The following is a 12,106-nucleotide window of genomic DNA, read 5'->3' as shown; positions in this document are numbered from 1 at the left end:
TTTGTCATCGCCGAGGCACGATTACGCGGTAAAGCGCTCGCCAGACAACCGGGGCCAGCGGCGCTTGCCAGAATGCGCGGGCAATGGCGCCAATGGCCATGCCCCTTTCCCGCACACTGGCAAAATATCGCGCCTTGCGACAGAAAAAACGGGCCAACCCCCAGCGGCGCTCTCGGACAGACAGCGCCTCACCGTAATGCTCCAGAAATGTGCGGATAATCCGCTCGTTTGCCGCAAACCGCCTGCGCTTGTCGGAGGAAATCTGATCCGCCATCACACGGTATGAGGCAACAATGCCCGGCTCGTAGTGGAAAAGGTACCTTGCGGAAAACCTCAGCCATAGCTCGTAGTCATCAGCAACGCCCACTGAAGTATCAAAACCACCCATCTCATAAAAACACCTGCGCCTCACGAGAGCCGTGGTAATACTTACGCTGTTGTCAGCCAACAAGTACCGTGTGATCGACCCTGAATAACGCCTCATGTTCTCTAGACTGATAACCGCCCCCCGCTCATCAATCATGGCCTCGTCACCATGGACAATATCAACGTCGGGATTTGCCTGAAGAACAGCCAACTGTCTCTCCAGCTTGCCCGGCGCCCAGAGGTCGTCGGAATCGAGAAAGGCGATAAAGTCTCCCGTCGCCTGCTCGAGGGCATGATTACGGGCATGGCTCTGGCCCTGGTTTTCCTGGTAGAAATAACGCACCCGCCCATCAGCCAGGAAGGGCTCCAGGACTTTGCGGGTATCATCAACAGAGCCATCATCCACAACGATTAGCTCAAGATCAGCGTACGTCTGCGCCAGGACACTCGCGACGGCATCCGGCAGAAACCGGGCCCTGTTGTAGGTCGGCGTCACTACGCTAACGGTTGCCATTGCAAGTCCCCTACATCTTCCACTTCAGCGTAAGCGTTCATTTCACGACGTAGCTGACTTACTTCGCAAACACATTATCCGGATTTTCAAGCACGTTCCGGACGTTATGTATAGTCTCTGGGTTCCAGTTTGGCGGGTCCCAACGCATGTTCGTCTCGATAACCACAGGGCCGTCCTCTGTAATTGCAACGTCCCACCCCAACGATCGGATAGGTTTAAAACACTCAGCATTTTTAATGACTAATTCTTTTGCGTGCTCCCATAACGGTATCGTAAGTTCCTGAAACTTTCGTTTGGTTCTGGGATGAACATCAAATCTATACCACAGCATATCCGGACTTCTCGTAATCGCAGACTCAAGCTGGCCTGACTCTATATCTATCGGTGCGATAAAATTGCCCAGCGAGCCATGCTGGAAGTTGTCGATCGCAGCATCCCCACCAATGACCTTTAGAAAAGCATCAATGATAAAAATCTTCCCACGTTTATCAACGTGGGTATAAATTCTCATAGTTTGAAGATGTTTTGTGCCAGAAAACTCGGATAACGCAGAATGTGATTGAATTCGTTCCTGAACAATCCAGCTCGTCAACTCTGGCAGGTCGAACATATAATTTGCCAGCTCTTGCACAGAGTCAAATTTGATGTTGTTCACTTCTATCCGGCCTTCACGGACCAAAGGCACCAGGAGACCACGACCGTAACTATGCCGGCACGGTTTAATAACAACTTTATCCAGATCAAGCCGGGATATTACCTCTGCCCACGCGCTTTTGGTTGCAGGCACCGGGCGCCCTGAGGAAATGCCTGACGAATTGCGGAAAAGAAGAGCCAGGCACTTAGGCGTCTGTATTTTATTTGCATCGCAAAAAGACTGAAAGATTCCCTTATCCTCAGTCACCCAAAACCAGTCTTGGGGGTTAAGGCGTGACTGTAGGACCGAGCACGTCCTTTTGCTTAGATAGTCTGAGTATTGACGCGCCCCGGAAGAAAATGCACCGTATTCAAGTGCCTCCATCGGGCGCATCTTGGTTTCCCATGTGAAACGCAACGCTTGAAAAAATAAACGTATTCTTGTGCCACCATAGTATTTGACACAGAGACCAGCAACTATATATGCCTCTTGAATGAGGGAAAAGTTATCTTTATGTCGACGCCATAACTTTTTCATTTAGGATCTCAACGCCTTTTATTTTGAAAGTAACGAAAACCGGAACGAATACTTCGATTTAGATATTTATCGTCAATTAGTTTTATGATTTGCCTGGTTATAGAAATTGAGAGGGATTTTCGAAGAGCTTGCGCCATAGATGCATCGCCTTGCTCCATTGCAAACCTGTGCAAATCTTCAAACTTACCTCGATAATCCGGCGGAAGGGATAATTTAGCAACGTATGCAGGGGAAATAGAACTCAAAAAAGCATCAGTCTCTATGCCAAGTATTTTCAAGCTGATCATCGTGCTTATGCACTTTAAACACCGGCCACAATTTCTGTCTGGATATTTCCAGCAGACAACCAGGTTGTCGAGCACGGTTTGAGACCTCTCCGCAATTCTCTGAATTTTTTCGGAGCGCTCAAGGTCTGCCGTGTCATGAACGATCTCTGTTACCTCAGTAGACCAAAGATTGTCCGTCAAAGGATGTGTTCCCCAGGGACGCAGATCTCGATAGGTAAAGCTGCTAGGCACAATACATTTAGCTGGTTGCAGCAGCAAGGCAACACTTGCCAGGCAAGCTCCATGACTCCAGTGACGCCCGATGCCGTACAACCTGTCAAATTCATAAAAGTTCGTTTCTACGGGAATGATTTCCTTTCCGAAAGGCTCTGACAAATCTTTTAGCCTCTGAGAATTAATCGCAAACTCTTCCGGAGAAACGTGAAAGTCAAAACCGTTGATGTAAACCAAGTGGGTAATTTCACTTTCATTATTAACAAGAGTATATAGACCATCAACGCCGCCCGAGAAAAAGCTACAAACCATTTCGTTGCCGGCACGCGACATCGCGGCCTGAACATTAATGGTGAAAGGTCTTAAATCTGGTTTCCAGGTTTCGAATATGCGTTGCAGACGTTTAAAATTTGCAAGAAGACGAGGCGAGGCCGTCTGCGAGTCTTTAACCTCCAGAGGCTGATCTGACCGAGATGCTGCGAAAAATGAAGCTGCCAAGAATGGTTCAGCAGAAGACGAGACTGAAAACTTATCGGGAAAGCGATACCAAAGCCGATATCCATCTATTAAGGCAGAAACCTCCACCTGGTTTTCTATTTTTCTCGAGCTGATGCTGCTAATTATCATGAGTTTTGCCTAATTCCTTTAACCAAAACAACAGGTCGTTAATTTACCTTACAGCCCGAATTTTAATGCCGTCAGCGGATCCGACTTCACAACCGTGCAAGTCGATTTAGTGATCTTCGCAACCCCTCCGGGAGAAAAGCCTGCGCCCGATAAATTCCTCGCATGAGCGGGTGACGCGCAAACTGAACGGTTACAAACTGAACCGTTTCTCCCTGGAAGCGGCTTTTGTAAAAGCTGTTTTTGCCATAACCAGCAAGCAGATCGTAATAACAGACGCTCTCGGCACTGAAGCATTCCTCAATGGCATAACCTAGATGCAGAGTTCCCAAAGCCACCTTCCGGTCAAAATCCTCCTGAAATCCCGCTTGCAAATTGTACCTGCTAGATCCCGCCAATATATCGTAAAGGACTGATACGGTTTTTCCGTTCAACTCCAGAGTTGTCAAAGCCAGCTGATGCGATTCAAGGCGAGCTATGACCTTTTTGTGAAAGGCGACAGCGTTGTCATCGAAACAGTTCTTTCCCCATCTATGCCGATGGAACTCATTTAAATGCTCGAAAAAAACCGCCACCTGTTCCTCGGTGACACGTGTTAAAACGAGATCTCCCCTCTTTTGCTTGATGTATTCGCGTCGATTATAAAGCTTAAGGCGTGTGTTAGCTCCGAGTTTGCCGAGCCACTCCCGGAATGACCCTTCTGTAGGTACGCGCACCCCGAAATCTCTGGCCCGAGGTACCAGAGCAATTTTTCTACCTCCAAGTAATAAGCCCTTTTTCCAGCGGGAAAGCTCAGGCAACAATTGGTCGCATACGATCATTTCATGCCAGTTGAGCCGGGAGACCTCTGCCAAAAGAGCATTTGTGACAACAGCCCCCATTCCTTTCTTGATGATAAGGCTTGAATACTCTGTACGGACAGTCGGGCTAATATGCCAGGCGTTACCCAAAAAGTGGGCGCGGCGAATTCGCAGCCCGAAAGGAGATAAAAAATCATGTAGATAAAACGGCGCGAGGCCAACAAGGCGTGAATTGGTGTCATAAGCTCCAAAGAGCGCCAGTTCCAACCCCAGGGCCTTGCCCCAGATTTCCCACCAGGAAAAAAGCCAGGGCCAACTCATAAAAAGCGGGTCAGCATCGCTACTTTCCAACACTTCCTGCCATTCCCCCGCGAGCTTGCCGAAATCATCAGCGGTAAGACGATGCACGGAAACAGAGGGTTCACTCACAGAAGTGTCTGTGTTTGAGCGCATTCTACCGCCTGCCTTTCAACAAAATTGCCGCCAAGCTGCGCCATGGCACCATCACAAAGGGACGATACTTCAGCGCCGTCCCAATGTTTTGCATTGCAAGCCACTTATGCCCCGAACGTGCCAGGTAGCGTGCCTTGCGTGAGTAAAAAAATGCGAAAGCCTCATCAAATTGCCCTTCAGTTAATGCTTCCGGGTAGTTCTCTCGAAAGTCCTTAATGATTGACTCGTTAGTCTCGAAACGGGCTTCCTTGTTAGAGGAGATCTGGTCATCCATCACCCGATAATAGGCCAGATAACGGGGAACGTATCTGAAGCGATAACGAGATGAAAATTTCAGCCAAAGATCATAGTCGTCCGCTACTCTGCGTTTTCCGCTCATGCCACCCATCTCTTCAAAGCATTTGCGACGCGCCATCGTCATATTCATACCGACGCAGTTATCCTTGAGCATTTGGAAGGCGATATACCCCGAGTGTCTTTTTATATTTTTCCGGCGGAGTTCGTTGCCCTGTTCGTCGATAGTGATGCCATCCCCATATACAATATCTGCGTCTGGAGTCTCGTCAAATGCAGCTAACTGTGATGCCAGATGAATTGGCAGCCAGATATTATCCGAGTCCAAAAAACAGATGAATTCGCCGCGGGCGTGCTCGAGAGCCAGGTTTCGCGCCACGCTCTGGCCCTGATTTTCCTGATAAAAGTATCGCAAGCGTTGATCAGCAAGAAACGGCCCCAATACTTCCCGAGTATTGTCGGTAGAGCCATCGTCCACAATGAGATGCTCGAAGTTTTGATAGGTCTGATCCAGAACGCTTTGCACGGCCTCCGCGATAAAATCCGCGCGATTGTAGGTCGGCGTAATAATACTGACCAGTGGCTCTTCCTTTAGCATTGCCCTTCACCCGCTTACAGTTTGTTTGCTTTTGTGGTCACGGCATCCATCTATTTGCATGGGCCCTGCACGATTTCCAGCTCTCCCGATTCCATTTCGGAAAGAAATTGATTTTCTTCAAACCCGGAACTTCAACGGAGAGGTGATACATCAATTTGAAACTCTCATTACATGCCATAGAGTTTCTCACCGAACTAAGATTATTCACCCCGACAAAGCTCACCGACTGTTCAAACCCCTGCTCCGCCAGCAGGCTCTTGCGCTGTAAATCAAGAAACCTTTGCAAGCAATGACCACGATATTCCGGTTTTACGTAGCTGAGATGCAGGAGGCCCGAGCTCTTTTCAGTGAGGGGAACTTGCGCAAACGAAGGCCATTCAGTATTCCGACCCAAGGCAACCCAGCTCATTGCCACATACTGGTTTTCGTGCTTCGCAACGATACACCTGTCTGCCCGGCCAGAAGTGAGTGCGAGGTTTTTCCTTACCACCTGACCTGTTGATCCAAAGTACCCTCCCTCTTTGCAGAGATTTACCAACAATAGATCTTCCGCCGGCTTCTCAACGATGTAAAAATCAACGGTAAGGGTTTTAGGGTAAACGTGCGAATATTGCTCTAACAGCCCGCTTTCCAGTGAATCAGAAAACAGGAAATAGGCATCCAGATCAAAACGAAATGCCCGCCGCAAAAGGTTTCTAACCGCCCTCATACGGAATGCTTCCTTGAGAGCGCTTTTTTTAGATGTGCTCGAAACGGTTTTGTGTCCCGCAAATCGAAATATAGAAACTGAAAATGGCGAATAAAACCGAGCGTTCTGATTAACTGGACGCTAGCCTTCAGCAATCCCATCGACTTGGCGTATCGATAGGCTGACAACTCATCCACCCAAATGCAATTTGCTTTGGTCTTTTTAGCAAATCGGCCCTCGTCGTCAATTCCGAGATACTTTTTTACCAAAACTGCGGTAGGATTATTTTCATAAGCCAAAGCCACTCCTGACTGATAGTCATTTCGACCCACCGTTGGCTCAGTAACGAGAAACTTTCCGGTTCTTGGATCACGCTTGAATTCGATAGACCCTAGACCGGTCATTTTCAGCCTGATGGCAATTGACGTTGCAAGCGAAATCAACTGAGGTGCGTCTATCAATCGGCAAACAGCGGTTGACCCACCCAATGGTGGCCATTGCCATAACTTCTGACCAGCATGTTCGGCTAACATCACGCCGTTCTCATCAAACGCGAAAAGCACGAAAAAGACCTCAGAGTCACCCCCGGGAATCCATTCCTGGAGGATGTAACGGTCGGAGAGGCGAAATGGGTCAGAAGACCGAACAAACTCGTTCAACTCTTTCTCTGAATTCAACAAGAAAAACTTCTTATTCTTATGCACGGTATCCCAAGCCGACGTGCGCACCAGGGGTTTCAGTATGCAGGGGAAACTTAAATCTGCCGCTAAATCAATCAGACCATCAAGGCTTGCCACGATTTCAGATCGTGGCACGTCGACCTCATTCTCAAGGGCCCATTGATGGAATCGAGTTTTATCCATCATAATTTCGCCCTCCATGCGGGGCGGAATCGGCACGATAAAATATCGATCCAGCTCCTCAAGCCGCGCCCAAGCGGAGATTACATGGCTATCCTGGGAAAAAAGCAATATAGGACGGCCTGGAAATTCGGCCCCTTCTGCTTTTTTTATCAACGAATCAAGCTGCTCGTCCGGGCTTCCGGGTAAATAAACCAGTCGATCCCAATGCCTGGATTTAATCGAAGGTGAGCCTCTCTCCTGAAAAATGCCATTAACCGTGACCGGCAAGCCTTTCAGCGCGCGCGCGGTCGTAAGGCCTGTAGGCGTATCTGCTCCGGTAATGATCACGCACGGAAATTCAGACATTCACGCGGGCCCGTTCGATGATATAAGGTCCGCACTGCCTGTGTTCGCGAGCCATGCCTGAAACATCAAAATACCCCACAACTCAAAACTGTAGTCTTCCCGGCCTGAAAGATGTTCATGCCACACCTGCCGAACCATGTCTGCTTTCCAATAGCCCTGCTCACGCAGGCGGGACGGTTCCAGCAACTCTTCTGCCCACTCACGCAAAGCCCCCCTCAGCCAGGCTGATACCGGAACAGCAAAACCCTGTTTCGGCCGATCAATCAGCTCCCTTGGCACATGGCGATAAAGTACGGACCGAAGCACCTGCTTACCGACCTTCCCGTTCATATTCAGTGATGCAGGCAGTCCCATGGCAAACGACACTACCCGATGGTCCAGCATGGGAATACGGGTTTCCAGGCTGCAGGCCATGGCGGCGCGATCCACCTTGGTCAGTATATCGTCTGGCAAATACCAGTTCAGGTCCCGCCACATCAGGGTTTTCAGATCATTATCCGGCACCTGGCCCGGAAGCGTCCCCGTCAGCCCATAACTGCCCTCACCTGGCTCCACCAACGCCATGGCCGGATCGGGCCAGAAAGATACAGATTGCCGGTAAAACTCAGACAGGCTCCTGGCAGAGGCAATCGCTCTGGCCCGCGCCAGACGGAACCGAATTGCTTCCACACTGCGCCCTTTCTGGGATGGCACCAGCGCACGGATGGCCTGAGCGGTCACGCCGGACGGCAGCCGACCGGAGAGCCCTTTCAGACGAGACCCAAGCGAACCGCGCCGCTGCCACCCACGAAGCATGCTTGGGTAACGAGTGTAGCCGCAGAACAATTCGTCACCACCATCACCAGACAGTGCAACAGTAACGTGTTTGCGGGTCATTTCACTGACCAGGTACGTGGGCAGCTGAGAAGAATCCGCAAACGGCTCATCGTAGATCTGCGGCAAACGCGGTACCAGATCCCTTGCATTCTGCTCTGTTACATATAGCTCAGTATGGTCCGTGCCCAGATGGCGCGCCACCGCCGCCGCGTGCACAGCTTCATTAAACCCCTCTTCATTGAAACCAATGCTGAACGTTCTAACAGGCTGACTAGCCTGTTTTTGCATCAGCGCCACGATCGTGGAGGAATCCACACCACCGGACAAAAACGCTCCCAAGGGGACGTCCGAAACCATCTGATCACCGACCACTTCCTCAAGCAACGTTTCGAGATGGGAAGAGGCACCGTCCAAGGTCCAGTCCCGGCCATCATCAAACTGATCTTCCAGGCGCCAATAGCGAGAGGGTTCAGGCAGCACCCCGGGCACTAGCTGATCCAGGTCCAGACTAATGAATGACGCGGGGAGCAGTTTATGGATACCGGAATAGATAGAATGGGGCGCTGGAATAAGGTTGTGACGCAACAACAACGGCAACGCGCCACGATTAATCTCCCCTTTCCAGGAGGGATGGCGCGCAAGAGCCTTGAGTTCTGAACCAAATAGAAGGGTACACCCCTGCCAGCCGTAATACAGCGGCTTTTCTCCCATCCGGTCCCGGGCGAGATAGAGCTTACGCTGGCTCCTGTCCGCCAAGGCAAAGGCAAACATCCCGTTGAAACGGGCCAGTGCCTGCTCCACGCCCCACGCCTCGAAGGCGGCAAGCATGACTTCCGTATCGGAATGACCGCGAAACCGGGCACCGGCGCATTCCAGTTCTGTTTTCAGGTTGCGGAAATTATAGATCTCACCGTTAAAGGAGATCACGTAACGGCCAGACTCCGATACCATGGGCTGGGCACCAAGTTCAGACAGGTCGATAATAGAAAGGCGGCGGTGACTCAGCCCCAAACGCAACTCCCCGTCAAACCAGACACCGCCCCCATCTGGCCCCCGGTGCAAAATAGCCTGCCCCATTCTATTCAGTAACGTTTCACACTGGTCTCTGGGACCAGGCAACTCCGGCCCGACAAATCCTGCGAAACCACACACTTAGAAAACTCCCTTTTTCATACACCCTGCCTGAAACGCGCAGGCACCAGTCGCTTTAGCACGTCACGTTCGTCCTTCCCAATGGAAATAAACCAATACAATAGGCCATACACCGCTCCAGATACCACAATGGCGGCGACAATATCGAAGTAGCCGGGCAGCCCGTACTCAAACCGCCACCAGGCTAAGCCACCGCCCATAACCGTCGCCGGAATAGTGGCCGGCAGGATCGCGTGCTTCACATATTGAAGCATGGTGATTCCTAAATTATCAGCAACAACCTTGAGGAATATTGGCATTGAGACAAATACCGGCAACACCGAACCCAACGCCGCACCTATAACGCCGTACTCCAAAACCAACCATATGCTTAAGCCCAAATTAACAAGTGCTGCCGGAGGTGCCACTTTCGCAAAAATCACATGCTTGTTAATAGCGGTCAGATAACGACTCGCAAATGGGTTGAGCTTTGGAACACCCATGTAGATAACCAATAGAATGAGAATTGCATCGACCAATGCTGGATCAAACTGACCGCCCATCCAAATGGCAATGAAGGGCCCTCCTACGAGACAAATGCCCACACCCATAGGTATAACCAACGCAACCAGCAACTTGCTAGCCAGAAGATAAACAATTTTACTTTTTTCTCGCTCGCCCCTCGCATCAAGGTCGCTGAACAACGGCATAAACGTGTGACTCAACGTCATGCTTATCGTTGCCATATAGGTTACGAGTGTAGCCGGTATCGTATAAACAGGGATCATTGCCGGGCTCATTATCGTACCGATAACAATTCGGTCGGACATCTTTTCTACTTTTCCCGCCGCACCCTGAATAAAAGATTTAAAACCAAAAACCAGCATTTCTTTGAATTTTTCGCGGGAAAACAGGCGCAAATTCGGATAAATTGCGCCCACCATTGGTCTCATAAGTATAGCGGCAAAAATGATCAGTTTAATTATCGTAGTGATAGCGGCTAACAAAGCTAAGAGTGCCAGACCGTTTTCCGGAGTCATGTAGTGATACGCCAGCACTGAGATAAATAAAATAGAAAAAATATTAACCAAGTTCTTGAAGTAGTAACGCTGTAGGCCTTCAAGAAAACTTTCACAAACAAAGCCCGGAAACAGAAACATCAACTGAGCACCGACCAGCAGCAGAAAAAGCATGTACTTCGTGCTACCTTCCATGCCCTCCGGGTTAAGTATGTCGGGGAAGGAAAGCGCCCAAAGCCAGAAGAACAGTCCAAGCACTACACCAACCAACGTCATAAACACGAGACTGGTGCCATAGACAGTCAATAGAGATTCCCGGTCATTCTGCGCGTTATGCATGGACGCAAACCGACTCACCGTTGGGCGCATGCCTAAGTCCAGCATTCCCATATAGCCGACCAGAGCAAGCACCATTTCCCGCAAGCCATAGTCGTGGTGCCCCATTAGCTTAAGGTATATTGGCGCCATAATGAACGTCGCCACCATGCTAACCATAAGTTGGGCAACATTAGAGCCGGTATTAACTAAAACTCGTTTCAACATTGATTCTACAATCTTGGTTAAGCGATTTGTTTTGCAATTATCAGGTATTCAACCTTCAGCCAGACATCATCGAATAGAAGAATAATTGGCATTAACTGCGCGACTAGCATCATGACCAACACATTGGAGCCTGTATCTGCCATGATAAGACGAAAAAGTTACCTATCCTTGGCTGCGACTGTGGCGTATAGCTCAGCGAGATGCCGAGCGGGACGTTCAATGCCAAAACGCGCCACAGCGGCTGGTTGATAGACCTCGAAGACTTGCCGTCGACGCTCAATGTCATCAATCTCTGCCACCAAGGCCTCCGCCAGTGCCGCTGCATTACCGACAGGAACCTGTCTGGCTGGGCTACCGTCAAGCACTTCTCGAAGCCCGATGGAATCACTTCCAACGATTGGCACCCCTGCCGACAATGCCTCCATGGCAACAAGTCCGCAAGCTTCCCAGCGGGAGGGCATTGCGATCAAGTCAACCCCTTTCAACGCACCAGGCATGTTATCCGTCTTGGGCATCTGGTGGAAATAATCACGCAGCCCCAATTCTTCAAGATAAGCATAATCTTCACGAATAAAGCCACCCCAGCCAAATGTGACTACATGAGGCATAGGACTTACTTTCAGACGTTTTCGAACAATATCCATGGCATCCACCAAGACTCTGAAGCCCTTGGGGCTCATGAAGCGCCCAAAAAAACCGATCAGTGGCACGTCAGTTGACAAGCCAATTTCTTTCTTGAGATCAGAAGCTGTTCCGAACTGGAAAAATTTGGCGTCTACCCCGTGAAGAATCGGGTGGACTCTCTCATTAGGAACACTTGGGAAGAACTCTAAAAAATTACGCTTTGCATCCTCAGTGACGGTATGAACCGCAGCCATTCGATTAAACAATTGCGCCATCAACAGGCGTTTTATGTGGCCCCTGAAACCGAGAAACAAAGGCTTGGTGAACATATCATGCCCCGTCATCAAGTGAGGCGTAGTGTTACCAGTTAAAGCCAGCTGGGTAAGCAAGCCGGCCGAGAAGCCATGAGAGTGCACAAGGTCATACGAGTGTTGCCTCGCCAGTTTTCGTACCTGCCTCATAAAACCGGCTTTACCGGGATCGGCGGAGACCAGTTCAATACGGCCTGCCGGGAGAAATGTTGACAAAAAACCTTCTAACCCACCTTGATCTGGTGCTAAAAGGGTAAAGCTATAGCCCTCAAAAGCTGGCTGACCGTAAACGTAGCGAAAGAAAGTGCGAATGCCGCCTCCTGGCTGCAAAGCGGTCATCAAAACCTTCATTGGCTCGTAGCTCCCTTCATTACTTCTCCCAACTTCAAAGTCGCATGGATAGTGCGCCAGCCTAAGGGTTCAAACACCGATCGATACCTAAGAAA

General features: G+C 50.0%; 10 protein-coding genes. All 10 read right to left on the bottom strand.

The features are described from left to right. Positions 1-4: 4 nt before the first annotated feature. The 10 genes from KFJ24_RS05060 to KFJ24_RS05015 all read right to left on the bottom strand — a co-directional run bounded on the left by KFJ24_RS05060 (position 5) and on the right by KFJ24_RS05015 (position 12,011). On the bottom strand, positions 5-880 hold the full coding sequence (locus KFJ24_RS05060) for a glycosyltransferase (RefSeq protein WP_250829981.1): 876 nt from the start codon (positions 878-880) through the stop codon (positions 5-7). 58 nt (positions 881-938) lie between these two features. After that, positions 939-2,051 carry a sugar-transfer associated ATP-grasp domain-containing protein gene (locus KFJ24_RS05055; protein ID WP_250829980.1) on the bottom strand — a complete coding sequence of 371 codons (1,113 nt, stop codon included), beginning with the start codon at positions 2,049-2,051 and terminating at the stop codon, positions 939-941. 8 nt (positions 2,052-2,059) lie between these two features. Next, a complete protein-coding gene (locus KFJ24_RS05050) occupies positions 2,060-3,178 on the bottom strand; it encodes a hypothetical protein (protein ID WP_250829979.1) in 1,119 nt (372 codons plus the stop codon). 86 nt (positions 3,179-3,264) lie between these two features. Then, on the bottom strand, positions 3,265-4,404 hold the full coding sequence (locus tag KFJ24_RS18225; protein ID WP_250829978.1) for a GNAT family N-acetyltransferase: 1,140 nt from the start codon (positions 4,402-4,404) through the stop codon (positions 3,265-3,267). Positions 4,405-4,429: 25 nt separating this feature from the next. After that, positions 4,430-5,320, bottom strand: a complete 891-nt coding sequence (locus KFJ24_RS05040) for a glycosyltransferase (protein ID WP_250829977.1) — start codon at positions 5,318-5,320, stop codon at positions 4,430-4,432. Positions 5,321-5,357: 37 nt separating this feature from the next. Continuing rightward, complete coding sequence (locus KFJ24_RS05035) at positions 5,358-6,029, bottom strand: hypothetical protein (protein WP_250829976.1); 672 nt, start codon at positions 6,027-6,029, stop codon at positions 5,358-5,360. Next, on the bottom strand, positions 6,026-7,216 hold the full coding sequence (locus KFJ24_RS05030; protein ID WP_250829975.1) for a hypothetical protein: 1,191 nt from the start codon (positions 7,214-7,216) through the stop codon (positions 6,026-6,028). Before KFJ24_RS05030 ends, KFJ24_RS05035 begins: the two co-directional genes overlap by 4 nt. After that, a complete protein-coding gene (asnB, locus tag KFJ24_RS05025) occupies positions 7,217-9,184 on the bottom strand; it encodes an asparagine synthase (glutamine-hydrolyzing) (RefSeq protein ID WP_250829974.1) in 1,968 nt (655 codons plus the stop codon). 17 nt (positions 9,185-9,201) lie between these two features. After that, entirely contained in the window at positions 9,202-10,725 is a 1,524-nt protein-coding gene (locus tag KFJ24_RS05020) for an oligosaccharide flippase family protein (protein ID WP_250829973.1), read from the bottom strand. 158 nt (positions 10,726-10,883) lie between these two features. After that, entirely contained in the window at positions 10,884-12,011 is a 1,128-nt protein-coding gene (locus KFJ24_RS05015) for a glycosyltransferase family 4 protein (protein ID WP_250829972.1), read from the bottom strand. Between the last annotated feature and the right edge of the window lie 95 nt (positions 12,012-12,106).

The sequence above is a fragment of the Marinobacter sediminum genome (assembly GCF_023657445.1).
GTDB lineage: Bacteria > Pseudomonadota > Gammaproteobacteria > Pseudomonadales > Oleiphilaceae > Marinobacter > Marinobacter sediminum_A.
This window is presented reverse-complemented; position numbering and strand designations above follow the sequence as displayed.